This is a genomic window from Mesorhizobium sp. GW821-FHT04C10, assembly GCF_059420305.1.
This window is the reverse complement of the sequence record NZ_JBWKTL010000001.1, coordinates 95,364-112,966: the sequence shown is the minus strand read 5'-3', so window position 1 is coordinate 112,966 and position 17,603 is coordinate 95,364. Positions and strand designations below refer to the sequence as shown.

12 protein-coding genes are annotated in these 17,603 nt (G+C 65.0%); 6 read left to right on the top strand and 6 right to left on the bottom strand.

What is annotated here, in order from left to right; genetic code table 11:
* Positions 1-20: 20 nt before the first annotated feature.
* From AC07UC_RS00535 to AC07UC_RS00510, 6 genes are all read right to left on the bottom strand, one after another.
* Positions 21-857 (bottom strand): ATP-binding cassette domain-containing protein, encoded by an 837-nt coding sequence (locus tag AC07UC_RS00535; protein ID WP_494903399.1) that lies wholly within the window; start codon positions 855-857, stop codon positions 21-23.
* Entirely contained in the window at positions 850-1,728 is an 879-nt protein-coding gene (locus AC07UC_RS00530; RefSeq protein ID WP_494903398.1) for an ABC transporter ATP-binding protein, read from the bottom strand. Before AC07UC_RS00530 ends, AC07UC_RS00535 begins: the two co-directional genes overlap by 8 nt.
* Positions 1,725-2,594, bottom strand: coding sequence for an ABC transporter permease (locus tag AC07UC_RS00525; RefSeq protein ID WP_181180100.1), 870 nt, complete (start codon positions 2,592-2,594; stop codon positions 1,725-1,727). The genes AC07UC_RS00530 and AC07UC_RS00525 overlap by 4 nt, the downstream gene beginning before the upstream one ends.
* Positions 2,560-3,567 carry an ABC transporter permease gene (locus tag AC07UC_RS00520; RefSeq protein ID WP_140775604.1) on the bottom strand — a complete coding sequence of 336 codons (1,008 nt, stop codon included), beginning with the start codon at positions 3,565-3,567 and terminating at the stop codon, positions 2,560-2,562. Before AC07UC_RS00520 ends, AC07UC_RS00525 begins: the two co-directional genes overlap by 35 nt.
* A 91-nt stretch (positions 3,568-3,658) precedes the next feature.
* Positions 3,659-5,188 (bottom strand): ABC transporter substrate-binding protein, encoded by a 1,530-nt coding sequence (locus AC07UC_RS00515; RefSeq protein WP_494903396.1) that lies wholly within the window; start codon positions 5,186-5,188, stop codon positions 3,659-3,661.
* A gap of 108 nt (positions 5,189-5,296) precedes the next feature.
* Positions 5,297-6,871: a phytoene desaturase family protein gene (locus AC07UC_RS00510; protein ID WP_494903395.1), complete on the bottom strand. Its 1,575-nt coding sequence runs from the start codon at positions 6,869-6,871 to the stop codon at positions 5,297-5,299.
* A 118-nt stretch (positions 6,872-6,989) separates the two neighbouring features.
* On the opposite strand from AC07UC_RS00510, the gene AC07UC_RS00505 reads away from it, so the two are divergent.
* From AC07UC_RS00505 to AC07UC_RS00480, 6 genes are all read left to right on the top strand, one after another.
* Complete coding sequence (locus tag AC07UC_RS00505; RefSeq protein ID WP_494903394.1) at positions 6,990-7,781, top strand: cyclase family protein; 792 nt, start codon at positions 6,990-6,992, stop codon at positions 7,779-7,781.
* A 283-nt stretch (positions 7,782-8,064) separates the two neighbouring features.
* On the top strand, positions 8,065-9,636 hold the full coding sequence (locus AC07UC_RS00500; protein ID WP_494903392.1) for a phytoene desaturase family protein: 1,572 nt from the start codon (positions 8,065-8,067) through the stop codon (positions 9,634-9,636).
* On the top strand, positions 9,636-10,118 hold the full coding sequence (locus AC07UC_RS00495; protein ID WP_140775596.1) for a MarR family winged helix-turn-helix transcriptional regulator: 483 nt from the start codon (positions 9,636-9,638) through the stop codon (positions 10,116-10,118). Before AC07UC_RS00500 ends, AC07UC_RS00495 begins: the two co-directional genes overlap by 1 nt.
* 60 nt (positions 10,119-10,178) lie before the next feature.
* Entirely contained in the window at positions 10,179-12,332 is a 2,154-nt protein-coding gene (locus AC07UC_RS00490) for a thiamine pyrophosphate-dependent enzyme (protein WP_494903390.1), read from the top strand.
* Positions 12,325-13,914, top strand: a complete 1,590-nt coding sequence (locus tag AC07UC_RS00485) for an indolepyruvate oxidoreductase subunit beta family protein (protein ID WP_494903388.1) — start codon at positions 12,325-12,327, stop codon at positions 13,912-13,914. Before AC07UC_RS00490 ends, AC07UC_RS00485 begins: the two co-directional genes overlap by 8 nt.
* Positions 13,915-14,174: 260 nt before the next feature.
* On the top strand, positions 14,175-17,582 hold the full coding sequence (locus tag AC07UC_RS00480; protein WP_494903386.1) for an acyl-[ACP]--phospholipid O-acyltransferase: 3,408 nt from the start codon (positions 14,175-14,177) through the stop codon (positions 17,580-17,582).
* Positions 17,583-17,603 lie beyond the last annotated feature (21 nt).

The following is a 17,603-nucleotide window of genomic DNA, read 5'->3' as shown; positions in this document are numbered from 1 at the left end:
TTTTCGGCGTGCGTATGCAATCATGGCGGCGCCTTGCCGGCAGAAGGGATGTCCAGCCAGCCGGCATCGATTTCGGGCAGCGGAATGGCTGCGATGAGGTCGCGCGTGTAGGCCTGCAGCGGATTGTCGAACAAAGCTTCGGTGGCGCTTGCTTCGACGATCACGCCTTCGCGCATGACGATCACTTGCCGGCACAGCCGCCGGATGACGGACAAGTCGTGGCTGATGAAGGCGACGGTCAGACCCATCTCCGCCGCCAGCTTTTCCAGAAGGGTGAGGATCTGCGCCTGTGTCGACACGTCGAGGCCGGAGACGATCTCGTCGGCCAGCACGAATTTCGGCGACAGCGCCAGCGCGCGCGCAATGCCGACACGCTGGCGCTGGCCACCCGACAGTTCGTGGCGATAGCGGCCGGCGAAGCTCTGCGGCAGCCCGACGCGCTGCAGCGCCTCGGCGACGCGTTCCTTGAGCCTGTCGCCAAGCCCGTTCTGCTTGAGCGGCGCGGCGATGATGCTGGCGATGGTGCGGCGCGGATTGAGCGACGACATCGGATCCTGGAAAATCATCTGCAGGTCGCGGCGCAACGGCCGCAACTCCGCTTCCGGCAGATGCGTGATATCGCGGCCGTCGAAGCTGATCGAGCCGGCGCTGGGTTCCAAGAGCCGCACCAAAGCGCGGCCGAGAGTCGATTTGCCGGACCCGGATTCGCCGACAATGCCGGTCACCGAACCCTTGGGCAGGTCGAAATCCAGGCCTTTCAAGATCTCGGCCAAGGGCGCGCGGCCGATCAGCGGCTTGCGTGTCATGTCTGGCAGCGCGACCTTCAGCCCGCGCACAGAAAACAGCGGCTCAGCCATGGCTGGGCCTCCACGCCTGGTCCGCCGCCGCGATCTCCGCCGCAAGCCCGGCCAGCACCGCTTCGTCCACCGGTTTCAGCGAGGCGAACGGATCGGTGTAGCGCGGCGTGGCCGCCATCAGGGCGCGCGTATAGGGATGCTGCGGCGCCGCGAAGAGAGCGGCCGTGTCAGCCTCCTCCACCACCTTGCCGGCATAGAGAACCGAGACCTTCTGGCTGATCTTGGCGACGACGCCGAGATCGTGGGTGACGAACAGGATCGCGGTGCCGTGCTCGCGCTGCAACGCAGCGATCAGCCGCAGGATCTGCTTCTGCACGGTGACGTCGAGCGCCGTGGTCGGTTCGTCGGCGACGATCAGCCGGGGCTCGGCGGCGAAGGCGGCGGCGATCAGCACGCGCTGGCGCATGCCGCCGGAGAGCTCGTGCGGATAGCTTTTCAGCACGCGGTCGGGGTCGCGGATCTGCACCTCGTCAAGCAAGTGCCGGATGCGTGCGTCGGCCTTGTCGCCGCTCCAGCCGAGAATGCGCACCAGCCGGTCGGTCATCTGCGAGCCGATGCGGCGCGACGGGTTGAGCGCGGTCAGCGGGTCTTGCGGGATCAGCGCCGTGCGGGCGCCGATCAGCGTGCGCCGTGCCTTGGGCTGAAGCCTGCCGAGGTCTTCGCCCTCGAGCAGCATGTCGCCTTCAACGATGCGCACGCTCGACGGCAGCACGCCGAGCACCGCCTTGCCGATCATCGTCTTGCCGGCGCCGCTCTCGCCGACCAGGGCGCGGACCTCGCCGGGCTGCACGGAGAGGGAGACCGAGCGCAGCACGCGGGCGCCGTTCGGCAGCACGGCGCTGAGATTGGCGATGTCGAGACAGGCATTCATCGCAGCACCGGGTCGAAACGCGCCTTCAGCGCTTCGCCGAACTGGCTGAACGACAGCACGGTGAGGATCAGCGTGATCAGCGGAAACACCAGCACCCACCAGGCCTGGTGGATCGACAGCCGGCCCTCGGCGATGAGGCCGCCCCAGGTTGGGTCATCGGTCGAGATCGACAGATTGACGAAGGACAGGATCGCCTCGACGATGACGGCGATGCCCATCTCCAGCGACAGGAGTGCTACGATCGATGGCACCACGTTGGGCAGCACTTCGCGCAGCATGATGCCGATGCGGCCATAGCCGGCGATGCGGGCATTCTCGACATAATCCATCCGCGACTGGCCCATCGCCTCGGCGCGGATCACCCGGCAGAAGCGCGTCCAGTCTATGATCGCGATGGCGAGGATGACGGAGCTCAAGCCGGTGCCCAGCACGGCTACCAAAAGGATGGCAAACAGCACCGGCGGGAACGCCATCCAGACATCGACGATGCGCGAGATGATGCGGTCGGCCCAGCCGCCGAAATAGCCCGCGATCAGCCCGAGTGTCGAGCCGACCAGGCAGGCGGCGATGGCCGCGGCAAAGGCGACGATGAAGGCGATGCGGCCGCCGAAGATGAGCCTGGACAACAGATCGCGGCCGAGGCTGTCGGTGCCCAGCCAATAGCCCGGCTCGGCGCCATCGAGCCAGAAGGGCGGCAGCCGCTCCAGCATCAGATCCTGCGCCAGCGGATCCTGCGGCGCCACCAGCGGCGCGAAGATCGCGGCCAGAAGCGCCAGCAGCAGCCAGCCGCCGGCGAGCCACAGCCTGGGGCTCAGTCCGCGTCTTGTGGCTCTATCCATGGCGCAGCCTCGGATTGAGCAGCGCATACATCATGTCGACGGCAAGGTTGATCAGCACGAACAGCAGCGCGAAGACCAGCACGATGCCCTGGATCAGCGGCAGGTCGCGGTTGATGACGGCATCGATCGCCATGTTGCCGAGGCCTTCATAGGAAAACAGCCGCTCGACGATGACCGTGCCGCCGATGAGGAACGTGAATTGCACGCCGACCAGGGTCAGCGTCGGCAGAGCGGCGTTCTTCAGTGCCTCGCGCAGGATTACCTGCGTCTCGGAAAAACCCTTGACCCGGGCCAGCACGACATAGTCGAGGTCGAGGACTTCCTTGAGCGACTGTTTCAACAACTGCGCGATGATCGCCGCCAGCGGCAGCGCCAATGCCACCGCCGGCATCAGCATGTGCTTCAACAGGTCCCAGGTCAGGTCGAAGCGCAGCCGAAGCAGGCTCTCGAAGAAATAGAACTGGGTGACGAAGGGCAGGTCGAGCTGTGGCGAGACCCGGCCGGAAATGTCGAAGATCGGCACCAGCACGCCGAACAAAAGGATCAACACCAGGCCCCAGAGGAAATCGGGAATGGAAAGCGCGGCGCCGCTGGCGATGTCGATGCCGGCTTCCACCGCCGTGCCGCGCTCGCGCGCGCCGAGGACGGCCGTCGTGCCGCCGAGCGCCACCGCCATGATCAGCGCGACAATGGCGAGTTCCAGCGTCGCCGGCAGCCGGTTGAACACGAGGCCGAGCACGTCTTGCCGCAGCGAGATCGAGGTGCCGAAATCGCCGCGTACCACGCCGGACAGCCAGATGAAGAATTGTTGGACGATCGTCTTGTCGAGGCCGTAGAGCGCGCGCAGCCGGGCGATGTCGGCATCGGTCGCGCCGGGCGGCAGCATCATCGCGATCGGATCGCCAGGCGCGACGCGGATCACGACGAAGACGACGATCGCCACGCCGAACAGCGTGATCAGCATCGTCAGCAGACGGATCAGGAATCGTTGCAGGAGCATGTAAATCTTTGCAGGAGCCCGCAGGCTCGTATGCCCGATAGAAAAATGCGCGCCGTCGCTATCGACGGCGCGCGGCAATTCCAGGCCGATATCAGGCCGGGGTCATCAGCGCCGGCAGCAGCGCGCCGGAGATATGCTGTACGACGTTGACGCCCTTGGCGTGCACGATCGGCTGGGCGAACTGCAGCAGCGGCAGCACATAGGCCTGCTCGGCGATGTATTTGTCGACCGCCTTCCAGCCGGCGATGCGCTTGGCCTCGTCCTTCTCGCCCCAGAGCGGACCGATCTTGGCGTCGAGGTCGTCGGTCTTCCAGGACGAGTGCGGCGACGGCCCGAACATGGCGAAACCGGTCGAGGTGGTCGGATCGCCGATGGCGTTGCCCCAGTTGTAGAAGGCCGCCGGCGCCAGCTTGTGCGCGGCGCGCAGTTCATAGTGCTTGGCAATCTCGTAGACCTCGATCGTCGCCTCGATGCCGACCTTGCGCCACATGCCGACGATCGCTTGCACCATCTCGTAGTCCTTGGGTTTGAAGCCCTTGGTCGTCTGGATGGTGACCTTGGCCGGCTTCTCCGGCGAGTAGCCGGAGGCCGCCAGCAACTCCTTGGCCTTTTCGGGATTGTGCTCGACCTTGATCGATGGATCGAAGGCCGCGTATTCCGGCGTCTCCAGCGTCGCGATCGGCTGGCCGTAGCCACGCAGCAGCCGCTTGACCAGAAGCTCCTTGTCCACTGCCATCACGGCTGCCTGGCGGACATTCTTGTCCAGCATGGCGTCCTTGTTGTTGAAGAAGATCATGCCGATGTCGGAGACGTTCTTGCACGAGCCGGCCAGCCCGTCCTTGGCGATCAGCCGGTCATATTCCTCATACGGGATTTCGAGCGTCACCTGCGAGGAGCCGGACTCGATCTCGGCCACGCGGCTTGCCGCGTCGGTGACGAACTTGATCGTCACATTCTCGAAGGCCGGCTTGCCGCCCCAATAGTTCGGATTGGCCTTGAGTCGCAGGAAGGCGTTGCGTTCGAATTTTTCGACCATGTACGGGCCGGTGCCGATCGGCGCCTTCTCGAAACCTTCGGCGCCGACCTTCTCGTAATAGGCCTTCGGCAGGATGTAGCCGGTCAGGAACGACATCCACTTGAAATAGACCGGGTCGAACTGCACCACGTCGCCGGTGATCCTGTTGCCGTCGATCTTGAAGTTGTTGACGTTCTTCCAGACGAACTGGATCGGATTGCCGGTCTTTTCGTCGCCCGCCCGCTGCAGCGACCAGACCACGTCCTCGGGCGTGAACGGCGAGCCGTCATGCCAGGTCACGCCTTCGCGCACTGTCATCGTCACCTTGGTGCGGTCGTCGTTCCAGCCCCATTCGGTGAGCAGGCCCGGCGCGAAGGACAGGTCCGGCTTCTGCGGAATGAACCGGTCGAAGACTGATTGATACAGGCCCTGGATCGTCGGGTTGACGGCCGAGGGTCCGGTGGTCGGATCCCAGGAGGGCAGGTTGACATTGTAGGCGATGGTCAGTTCGCCGGCGGCCGCCTTGGCGATCCGCGGCAGGCCGATGGCGGCCACACCAAGTGCGGCGGCACTGTATCCAAGCAATTCGCGTCTGTTGATTGTCATGGTCGTTCCCCTTGTTGGTTATTGTCTTTGCGCGGCAGTGTCAGGTCATTGGTTCAGGCTTCGTGGGCAGCAGCGCCTTGCCTCTCGTCACCTCGATAAATCGTCGGCCTACCTCCCGCCAAGCTGTTGCGCGAGCATGAAGCCCGAGGCCGCACCGGTGCCGGCGCCCGGCCATGTCGCGGCGCCCGTTAGATGCAGATTATTGACCGGCGTGTTCCAGCCGGCATAGCCGCGCGCCGGGCGGAACAGAAAGTTCTGTGCCAGATGGTGGCTGCCGCAGACCTGGTCGCCGCCGACGAGGTTCGGGTTCTCGCGTTCGAGGTCGATGGGCGAGAACACCGCCCGCCCGAGAATTTTGCCCCGCAGGCCGGGCGCATAGGTCTCGATGATGTCGAGCACGCGCTCGGCATAGGCCTCTTTGACCTGATCCCAATGCGCGGGCGCGATCCTGGCCGATGCGTCACCCAGGATGTCGGCTGGTAGCATGCGCACCTGCACCCACAGCACATGCTTGCCCTGAGGCGCGCGCGACGGGTCGATCGCCGAGGGCTGGCCGACGACCAGCACCGGCTCGTCCGGCAGCATGCCCGCCATCGCCTGCTGATAGGTCCGCGACATCGCATCGAGCGAGGGCGACAGATGCACATAGGCGAACTGCCGAAGCTCTGCCCCGGCGCGCCAATCGGGCAGGTCATCGAGCGCGAGATGGATCATCATTGTGCCTGGCGCATGGCGAAACTTTTTCATCGCCGTGTCGAAGCCGGCGTCGCCGGACCCGTTGGGCAGCAGCTTGCCAGTCAGTGCCCGGGGCGCGACGCCTGCGATCACCGCCCTGGTGGCGGTATGCGTCTCACCGGAAGCGAGCTGCACCCCCGTCGCCTTGCCGCCGGATACCGTGATCTCGGCCACATCGGCGCCAGTGACGATCTGGCCGCCGGCGGAGGTCACCATGCCGGCCAGAGCCCGGATGATGGTATCGGCGCCGCCCTTGCCCAGCACCATGCCGAAACTCTGGTTGGCCATCGATTCCAGGTAGGGAAACACCGCACCGCCGGCGATATCGGGCGCGAAATCGAGATGCATGCCCCAGGTGGCGAGCGTTGCCCGCACATGGGGGGACTCGAAAGTCTCCTCCAGCCAGGCGCGTGGCGACGACAACAGCAGCCGACCGGTGTCGAGTGCGCCGGTGACACCCTTCTTGCGCCACAGGTTCCACGCCGTGCCGGCAAGCGCGCGGGCACCCATCGGCGAGCCGAGCAGCCGGAACAGATGCTCGGCCTCCGCCGGGAACGCGGCAACCAGCCTGCGCCATGTCGTGGCGTCCGCAGTGGAGAAAGCCGCCATGCGCGCCGCGGTCTTTTCCAGATCGTTGCTGACGCCGAACCAGCGTCCATCCGGAAAGGCGCTGGCAAAACAGTCGGCGACGGGCGCGAACTCCAGCCCCTGCGCTTTCAATTCATTTGCATATTTCCGAAGGAAGGCGGAGCCTGCAAACAGGCTCAGATTCATCGCGCCGAAATCGTGGCGGAAGCCGGGAAGGGTGAATTCGCGGGTTTGGACAGCACCGCCGATTGTTGCGCTGCGCTCAAAAATCCCGGTTTTCCAGCCTTTGAGCGCAAGATGCGCGGCGCATGCCAGACTATTATGGCCCGCCCCGACAAAGATGGCGTCGAACTCGCTCACGCCCCGTTCCCATTTCCTTTATGCTTAAAGATAATTGCAGATGCATATGTTTTCGTCTAGTAGGATATTAAGGGCCGAGACGAGCCTTGATCATCATCGAAAAGAGGGAACAGAGACCATGGACACCCAAAAACTCCTCGGCGAGGTCGCCGGCCAGCTTCTTTCCGGCGCCATCAAGGTGGTCGACCTGTCGGCACCGCTCGGTCCCGATACACCGCTGATCAAGCTGCCGCCGGAACTCGCGGTCGACACGCCGAAAGTCGAGATCCACAACATCTCCCGCTACGACAAGAACGGTCCCTGGTGGGCATGGAACTGGCTGAAGCTTGGCGAGCATTCGGGCACGCATTTCGATGCGCCCCAGCACTGGATCAGCGGCAAGGATTACCCGGACGGCGCCACCGACACCATTCCGGCGCAGAACTTCGTCGGCCCGGTCAATGTCATCGACTGCTCGAAGGAAGCCGCCGCCGATCCCGATTTCCTGCTCACCGTCGACCACATCAAGGCATGGGAAGCCAAGCATGGCGCCATCAACGCCGGCGAGTGGGTGGTGATGCGCACCGACTGGTACAAGCGCAACGGCTCGGAAGCCGAGTTCCTCAACGCCAACGAGACCGGCCCGCATACGCCCGGCCCGACGGCTGAAGCCATCCAGTTCCTGATCAGCAAGGACATCAAGGGCTGGGGTTCGGAGACCATTGGCACCGACGCCGGCAAGGCCGGCGGCATGGAGCCGCCATTCCCGGCGCACACGCTGATGCACAAGGCCAACCGCTACGGACTCGCCAGCCTCTGCAACCTCGATCAGTTGCCGCCGAAGGGCGCGATCCTGATCGCGGCGCCGCTCAAGATCGAGCACGGCACCGGCAGCCCGATCCGCGCATTGGCGCTGGTATCGGGGCAGTAAGGGATCTTCGGGAGAAGATCATGCGCGCAGGTGAGGCGATAGGGAGGCAGGTTGGCGGCGCTCGCGCCCTACGGCGCCCCCCTCTGCCCTGCCGGGCATCTCCCCCACTTGGGGGGAGATTGGCAACTTTGGCGCCTCGCTCATTCCTGCAACGTCGGCGATTGGCGAAAGCCGGCTTGACAATCGATCTCCCCCCTCGTGGGGGAGATGTCCGGCAGGACAGAGGGGGGCGTCGTAGAGGGCTGACCTCCCAAGTCTATCTGCTGCCCACAGGAAACCCCCAATGACCGCCCCCGATCACATCATCGTCGGCAGCGGCATCAACGCACTGGTCTGCGCGGCGATGCTTGGCGGCAAGGGTGCGAACGTGCTCGTCCTCGAACGCAACGACCGCATTGGCGGTTGCATGCGCACCGAGGAGATCACTGCGCCCGGCTTCATCCACGATGTGATGGCGACGACCTTCGTGCTGTTCATCACCTCGCCGGCCTTTGCGGCGTTGGGCGGCGATCTCGCCCGGCATGGCCTGGAGTTCTGCCACACCGGCACGCCGACCGGCGTGCTTCGGCCGGATGGCAGCCATGCGGTGCTCGGCACCGACCGTGCCACCAATGTCGCCGCACTCAACGCAATCGCGGCGGGTGACGGCGATCGGCACGCGGACGATGTCGGCGGCATCGAGCGCAATGCCGGCCTGCTGTTCGGTCTGCTCGGCGGGGCGCTCTGGTCTTATCCGACGGCGAAGCTGCTGGCCGGCGATGCCTGGCGGCGTGGCTCGCGCGGCCTTGCCGCCTTTCTCGGCGACGCCCTGGTGCCGGCGCGTGGCTGGCTGGAAAGTACCTACCAGTCCGAAACCATCCGGGCGCTCTGGGCGCCCTGGGTACTGCATGCCGGACTAGGCCCCGAGGACGCGTTCTCCGGCCAGATCGCCAAGGTGATTGCCTTCGCGCTCGAGGCGGCCGGCGCGCCGATCGTCAAGGGCGGGGCGAAGAACCTGCTATCGGCTTTCGAGGCATTGATCACCGAGCGCGGCGGCGTCATCTCCACGGGTGCGGACGTTGCTTCCATCATCCTGGATGGGGGCCGCGCCACCGGCGTGCGGCTGGCCTCGGGCGAAACGGTTCATGCGAAGAAGAGCGTGATCTGCTCGGTCACGCCGACGCAGCTTTACGGTCGGCTGCTCGGCACGGATGCCGCCCAAGCCGATGTCGATGCGACGCGGAAATATCGCTACGGCAAGGGCAACTTCCAGATCCATTACGCCCTCGACAAGCCGCCGGCATGGCGCGGCGAGGGGCTGGACAAGGTGGCGTTGCTGCATCTGACGCCGGGACTGGATGGCGTCTCCAAGGCCTGCAACGAGGCGGCGCGCGGCATGCTGCCGGAGGTGCCCACCATCTGTGTCGGCCAGCCGCATGCGCTCGATCCCTCGCGCTGTCCGGCGGGCAAGGCGATCCTGTGGCTGCAACTGCCCGAGGCGCCCCGGTATATCAAGGGCGATGCCGCCGGCAAGCTGCAGGCGCCGGCTGACGGGCGATGGACCGAAGCGCTGCGCGAGGCCTACGCTGACCGCGCCGAAGCGATCCTCGCCAGCCACATCGACGGCTTCAAGGACAGCGTGATCGCGCGCCGCGCCTATTCGCCGGCCGATCTTGAGGCGATGAACATCAATCTGGTCGGGGGCGACCCTTATGGCGGCTCCTCGACCATCGACCAGTCCTTCCTGTGGCGGCCGTTCAAGACCAGCCGCAACCACCAGACCGGCATCAAGAACCTCTACCATATCGGCGCCTCGACCCATCCCGGTGCCGGCCTCGGCGGCGGCTCCGGCTTTCTCCTGGCGGGGAGGCTGTGATGGAGCAGAAGGTTGCGGAAAAGCGCCAGCGCATCTCGACCCTTGGGCAGATCGGCCTGCAGCAATTCGCGCCCTATCTGATGAACCGCATCATGGGCCGCTACAACGCCACCTTGCGCGACGATTTTCGCAAGCAGGGCCTGACCATTCCGCAGGTGCGCACGCTGGCCGTTCTGTCGGTCACGGACGGCGTCACCGTCAACGACCTCTCGGTCTATACGGTCATCGAGCAGTCGACCTTGAGCCGCACGCTCGACACGCTGGAGGGGCAAGGCTTCGTGCGGCGCGAGCAAGGCGTCACCGACAGCCGCATCCGCCATGTGTTCCTGACCGACGAGGGTCGCGCCGAGTTCACGCGCGCCTGGCCGGCCATGCATGATGCGTTCGAGGCGATGTTCGACGATGTCGACGATGCCGAATACGCAGCCCTCATCACGACGCTGCAGAAGATGCTGAAGAACATTCGCAAGCACGACATCTAGACCTACGCGCCGCCAGTGCCAGCCGATAACGGGCTGGGCGGTAACGGAAGGATTGAAGAAATGGCCGAACGGTCTTTTGCCAAGGAAGTCGAGAAACTCAGGCTCGGCGCAGGCGAGGAATTCGCCGGCGAAGGCATCCTCGCCATCACCAAGGCGCTGCTGCAATGCGGCGTCGGTTATGTCGGCGGCTATCAGGGCGCGCCGATCAGCCATCTGATGGATGTGCTGGCCGACGCGCAGGACATTCTGGGCGAGCTCGGGGTCCATTTCGAGGCCAGCGCCTCGGAAGCGACCGCCACCGCCATGCTGGCCGCCTCGGTGCATTATCCGATCCGCGGCGCGGCGACCTTCAAGTCGACCGTCGGCACCAATGTCGCCTCTGACGCGCTCGCCAACCTCGCGTCCGGCGGCGTCACCGGTGGCGCGCTGATCATCGTCGGCGAGGACTATGGCGAGGGCTCCTCGATCATGCAGGAGCGCAGCCATGCCTTCGCCATGAAGAGCCAGGTCTGGCTGCTCGACCCGCGCCCGAACCTGCCGTCGATCGTCAAGGCGGTGGAGGACGGCTTCGAGTTGTCCGAGGTCTCCAACACGCCGGTCATGCTGCAGGTGCGCATACGCTGCTGCCACGTCCACGGCCATTTCATCGCCAAGGACAACAAGCGCCCGCCGATGACGGTGGCCGACGCGCTGGAAGCGCCGCGCCGCGACACCGGCCGCATCGTGCTGCCGCCCGCCTCCTTCCTACATGAGAAGGAGAAAGTGGCGAAGCGCTGGCCGGCGGCGGTGGATTTCATCGCCAAGAACAAGATCAACGAATTCTTCGGGTCGGACCACGGCTCGGTCGGCATCGTCATGCAGGGCGGCATGTACAATTCGGTCATCCGTGCCTTGCAGCGTCTCGGTCTTGCCGACACTTATGGCGACACCAATGTGCCGCTTTATGTGCTCAACGCCGTCTATCCCTTGATCGACGACGAGTTCCTGTCGTTCTGCGAGGGCAAGCAGGCGGTGCTGGTCGTCGAGGAAGGCCAGCCCAATTACATCGAACAGGCCTTTGCCGCGATGCTGCACAAGGCCGGGCGTGGCACCAGGCTGGTCGGCAAGGAGTATCTGCCGATGGCCGGCGAGTACACTGGCCAGGTCATGCTCGACGGCATTGGCGCCTTCCTGCGCGCCGAGGCGCCGCATCTCTTGCCGGGCGAAGTGCGTGCGCCCAATAAGGTCGGCGATGGCGTCGATACGGCGGACCTGATCAATGTCGTGCCGGGCCGCCCGCCGGGCTTCTGCATCGGCTGTCCGGAGCGGCCGATCTTCGCCGCGACCAAACTGGTCGAGCAGGAACTCGGCAAGCACCACATCGCCTCCGACATAGGCTGCCATCTGTTCTCGATCATGCCGCCTTTCGAACTCGGCGCCACCACGATGGGCTATGGTCTCGGCCCGGCTTCGGCCTCGGCGTTCAATTCGCCCGACGCCAAGCGCCGCTCGATCTCCTTCGTCGGCGATGGCGGCTTCTGGCACAACGGCCTGACCTCCTCGATCGGCAATGCCGTGTTCAACAAGAATGACGGCGTCATTGTCATCGTCGACAACTTTTATTCGGCCGCCACCGGCGGACAGGACATCCTCTCGTCCCGTGCCGGCAACAAGACCAAGTCGACAAAACATCCGATCACCGAAGCGGTGGAAGGCATGGGCGTCAAATGGCTGCGCCATGTCGACCGCACCTACGATGTCGGCAAGATGCAAGCCACGCTGCGCGAGGCGCTGACGACGGAGGAGAAGGGGCCGAAGGTCATCGTCGCCTCGTCCGAATGCATGCTCAACCGGCAGCGCCGCGAAAAGCCTTTGGTCGACAAAGCGATCAAGGGCGGCGAGCGCGTGGTAAAGCCGAAATTCGGCGTCGATGAGGACATCTGCACCGGCGACCATGCCTGCATGCGGCTCTCCGGCTGCCCGTCGCTGTCGGTCAAGTCGCTCGACGATCCGCTGCGCGACGATCCGGTGGCATCGATCGATCAGAACTGCGTCGGCTGCGGCAATTGCGGCGAGGTCGCCGATGCGGCGGTGCTCTGCCCCTCCTTCTACCGCGCCGATGTCGTGCACAATCCGAGCCGTTGGGACCGCTTCCTGGAAAGCGCGCGCCGCTCCGTGATCAGCCTGTTGCAACGCCGCCGCGAAAGCCGGCGCCTGACCTTCGCCGATGCTTGACGCTGTCCCGCCATTCCGCGCCAGGGCCGGCGCCCAGGACGACGAGCGCGTCATCAAGCTCGCCGTGCTGGCTGTCGGTGGCCAGGGCGGCGGCGTGCTGGCCGACTGGATCACCGATGTCGCCGAGCGCAACGGCTACGTCGCGCAATCGACCTCGGTCGCCGGCGTGGCCCAACGCACCGGCGCGACGATCTATTATATCGAGATGGCCCGTGACACCGGCCGGCTGCCGGTCTTCGCGCTGTCGCCTTCGCAGGGCGACGTCGATATCCTGATCGCCGCCGAATTGATGGAGGCCGGCCGCGCCATCATCCGCGGTTTCGTCACGCCGGAGCGCACGACGCTGATCGCTTCGTCGCATCGCATCGCCGCCGTGTCGGAAAAGATCGAACCGGGCGATGGCCGGGCCTCGTCCTCCAAGGTGCATGCGACGGCGGAGGCCGCATCGAAGCGCTTCATCGCCTTCGACATGGAAAAGATCGCCGCCGACAATGGTTCGATGATCTCGGCCAGCCTGCTTGGCGCGTTGGCCGGGTCGGACGCGCTGCCGTTCACGCGCGAAAGCTATGAGCAGGCGATCGGTGCCGGCGGCCGTGGCGTCAAGGCCAGCCTTGCCGCCTTTGGCGCCGCGTTTGACCGCGCGCGCGGCACGGCCGCGCCTGCGCCAAAGCCGGCTGAGCCCGCGATTGTCGAACCCGCCCTGGGGGCGGGGCGCGTGACCGGTCCGCAAAACCTGCTGCAAGGCTGGCAGGTGCTCGCCGCTCGCATCGACCTGATGCCCGTCGCCGTGCGCGACATGGCGCTACGGGGCCTGAGGAAGGTCGTCGACTATCAGGACATCGCCTATGGTGGCGAGTATCTCGACCGGCTGGACAAGGCCGTCGCGCTGGACAGCACCGGCCATACCCACGCGCTGTCCATCGCCGCCGCCAAGCATCTCGCCAACGCGCTCTGCTACGACGACATGATCCGCGTTGCCGACCTGAAGACGCGTTCGACCCGTGATCGGCGGGTGCGCAAGGAGGTCGGGGTCAAGGAAGGCTCGGTCCTGCAGGTGACCGAATATTTCCATCCGCGCATCGAGGAGTTCTGCGGCACGCTGCCGACGGGGCTCGGCAGCTACATCGAGCACCGGCCGAAGCTCGCCGCCTTCCTTGACCGGCGCATCAATCATGGCCGCCGCATCCGCACCGACAGCTTTGCCGGCTTTGCTGCTTTGTGGTTCATCGGCGGCCTGCGCCGCTGGCGCCGCAGTCTGCTGCGTCACAAGGTCGAGATGAGCCATCTCGACCGCTGGTACGCGCTGGCGCTCGCCCATGTGTCCCAGGACTATGCGCTCGCTGTCGAAATCCTCAATTGCCGCCGGCTGATCAAGGGCTACAGCGACACCCATGTGCGCGCCCAGTCGAAATTCGACCGCGTGCTGTCGGCGCTTCCCATGCTCAAGGGCCGAACCGATGCCGCCGACTGGATCCGCCGCCTGCGCGAGGCGGCGCTGAAGGACGAGAAGGGCGACATGCTCGACGGCGCGCTGAAGACAGTGGCGACGCTCGGACCAGGTCCGGCAACCGGGGCGCCCTGACCCCTTACAAACGCCGCTGGCCGCGGTCGCTGTTTCCATCTGCAATGAACATTGTTCATTTTTCGCTTGAACGCTGTTCAAAAAATGATAAGCTCCGATTGTGAACGATGTTCATTTCCGGCAACCGAAAGCCATGGATGGGCGTCAAGCGCAGTAAGGAAGTTTAATCAGCTCACTGATATCACTGAGATTGAAATAGCGCCTGCAACCCCGCAGGGCCCCCGGCACGCGTCGTAGGGTTCCGCCAAATGGAAATCGCCATGAACACGCATCTGATGTTGTCCCGGCGCTTTGCGCCTCTGTTCTGGACGCAGTTCCTGTCCGCCTTCAATGACAATTTCCTCAAGAACACGCTGGTGTTCCTGATTCTTTTCACGCTGGCCGCCGATCAGGCGGCTTCGCTGGTCACTTTGGCGGGGGCTGTCTTCATGGCGCCCTTCCTGTTGTTGTCCGCGCTTGGCGGCGAGATCGCCGACCGCTTCGACAAGGCCCTTATAGCCCGGCGGCTGAAATTCGCCGAGATTGCCGCGGCGGGTGTCTCTGTCGCCGGCATCGCGCTGTCGTCGATCCCGGTGCTGATGACGGCGTTGCTGATGTTTGGCATCATCTCGGCGCTGTTCGGACCGATCAAATACGGCATCCTGCCTGATCACCTCGAGCGCAAGGAACTGCCCAAGGCCAACGCCTGGATCGAGTCGGCCACTTTTGCCGCCATCCTCGGCGGCACCATTGCCGGCGGCGTCGTCTCGGCCGATGGCATCGGCGTCACGGTGTTCGGGCCGATCATGATGGCCTTGGCGGTCGGCTGCTGGTTCGTCAGCCGCTACATTCCGTCCACGGGTTCCGCGGCGCCCGACCTTGTCATCGACAGAAATATCTTTCGCTCGACCTGGCGCCAGGTCAGCGAGTTGCGCACCGACAAGCGCATCTGGCGCGCCGGCCTGATGACTTCATGGTTCTGGCTGATCGGCGCCATCGTGCTTTCGATCCTGCCGACCTTGATAAAGGATTCGCTCGGCGGCGACGAGATCGCCGTCACCGTCTATCTCGCGGTCTTTGCCGTCTCGATCGCCATCGGTTCGGCAATCGCCGCCTGGATGTCGCAGGGGCGCATCGTGCTTCTGCCCGCGCCGGTCGGCACGGCCCTGCTGGCGCTGTTCGGCCTGCATCTGGCCTGGACCATCTGGAGCATGCAGCCCTCGCCGAGGGCCGAAACGCTTGCCCTGTTCTTCGCCGGGCCAAACACGATCCGTGTCGCGATCGACCTCGCCGGCATGGCCATCGCCAGCGCCTTCCTCGTGGTGCCGACCTTCGCTGCCGTGCAGGCCTGGTCGCCTGAAGCGCGCCGCGCCCGCGTCGTCGCCGCCGTCAGCATCGTCAATGCCGGCTTCATGACGGTCGGCGGCATCGTTGTCGCCGTGATCCAGACGAAAGTCTCCACCGGCGGCATCCTGTTCGGCTTGGCCGTGGCCAATGCCATTGCAGCTTGGCTGATGCTGAAATTCCTGCCGACCAACGCGTTCCGCGACTTCGTCTCCATCCTGTTCCGCGCCTTCCTGCGCCTGGAGGTCGAGGGCATGGAGAACCTCAAGGCGGCCGGCAAGGCGCCGATCCTGGCGCTCAACCATGTCAGCTTCCTCGACGGTCCGCTCGCCTTGACGCTGACCGATGAGGAGCCGGTCTTCGCCATCGACTACACCATCGCCCAGGCCTGGTGGATGAAGCCGTTCATGAAGCTCGCCCGCGCTCTGCCGCTCAACCCGGCCAAGCCGATGTCGACCCGCACGCTGATCAAGATCGTGCAGGGCGGCGATCCGCTGGTCATCTTCCCCGAAGGCCGCATCACCGTCACCGGTGGGCTGATGAAGGTCTATGACGGCGCCGCCATGGTGGCCGACAAGACCGGCTCGATGGTTGTGCCGATCCGCATCGACGGGCTGGAGAAAAGCCCATTTTCCCGGCTGACGTCGCAGCATGTGCGCCGCCGTCTGTTCCCGAAGGTCAAGGTGACCATTCTGGAGCCGGTCAAGCTGGAAGTGCCGCCCGAGCTGAAAGGCCGCCAGCGCCGCGCCGCGGCGGGTGCTGCCCTCTATCAGGTCATGTCGGATCTCGTCTTCCGCACCCAGGACATCGACAGAACGGTATTGGAAAAGATCATCCTGACCGCGAACGAACGCGGCATGAAACGGCTCGCCGTGCAGGATCCGGTCACCGGCTCGCTAAGCTATGGCAAGCTGCTGACGGCGGCCGCCGTGCTTGGCGAGAAATTCAAGAACCTTTATGCCGATCAGCAGACGCTCGGCGTCATGCTGCCCAACGCCAACGGCTCATGCGCGACGCTGCTTGGCGTGATGTCGGCTGGCAAGGTGCCGGCGATGATCAACTTCACCGCGGGTGCCGCCAATATCCTGTCCGCCTGCAAGGCCGCTGAAGTGCGCACGGTGCTCACGTCCCGCGCGTTTGTCGAGCAGGCAAAGCTCGGCGCGGTGGTCGAGGAAATCGGCCGCTCGGTCGACATCGTCTGGCTCGACGATTTGCGCAAGACGATCGGTCTCAAGGACAAACTGCTCGGCCTGCTGCGCAAGTCGACGCCGCGCGCGCCGCGCAAGCCCAACGACCCGGCGGTAATCCTGTTCACTTCGGGTTCGGAAGGCACTCCGAAGGGCGTTGTGCTGACCCACCGCAACATCCTGGCCAATGCCGCGCAGGCAGCTTCGCGCATCGACTTCCACTCGGGCGACAAGGTGTTCAACGTGCTGCCGATCTTCCATTCCTTCGGCATGACGGCCGGTACGGTGCTGCCGCTGATTTCGGGCGTGCCGGTCTATTTCTACCCGTCGCCGCTGCACTACCGCATCGTGCCGGAACTGATCTACGCATCCAACGCGACGATCATCTTCGGCACCGACACGTTCCTCAGCGGTTATGCGCGGACCGCGCACCCGTACGACTTCCGCTCGATACGCTATTGCTTTGCCGGCGCGGAACCGGTCAAGGCGTCCACGCGCATGACCTATATGGAGAAGTTCGGCGTGCGCATCCTGGAAGGCTATGGCGTCACCGAGACCGCACCGGTAATCTCCATCAACACGCCGATGTACAACCGCTCCGGCAGCGTCGGCAAGATCATGCCCGGCATGGAGTATCGTCTCGATCCGGTGCCAGGTGTCGACGATGGCGGCCGGCTGCATGTCCGTGGGCCGAACGTGATGGCGGGTTATCTGCGCGCCGAGAGACCTGGCGTGCTCGAACCGCTGCCGGATGGCTGGCATGACACTGGTGACGTCGTCTCGGTCGACGACGGAGGGTTCATCACCATTCGCGGCCGCGCCAAGCGTTTCGCCAAGATCGGTGGCGAGATGATTTCGCTCGCCGCCGTCGAAGCGCTGGCGGGTGAATTGTGGAAGGGCTCGTTGTCGGCCGTCGCGGCTGTGGCGGATGCGCGCAAGGGCGAGAAGCTCATTCTCATCACCGAAGCCCCCGGCGCCACGCGTGCCGAGTTCCTGGCGTTCGCCAAGGCGAACGGTGCCATGGACCTGATGGTGCCCGCCGAAGTGCGCGTCGTCCAGAAAGTGCCGGTGCTCGGCTCCGGCAAGCTCGACTTTGCCGGCGTGACCAAACTTGTGCGTGGGGAGGATGTGCCGGTCGCCAAGGTCGAGGCCGCGTGATCAAAAGCGAGACCCTGCGCC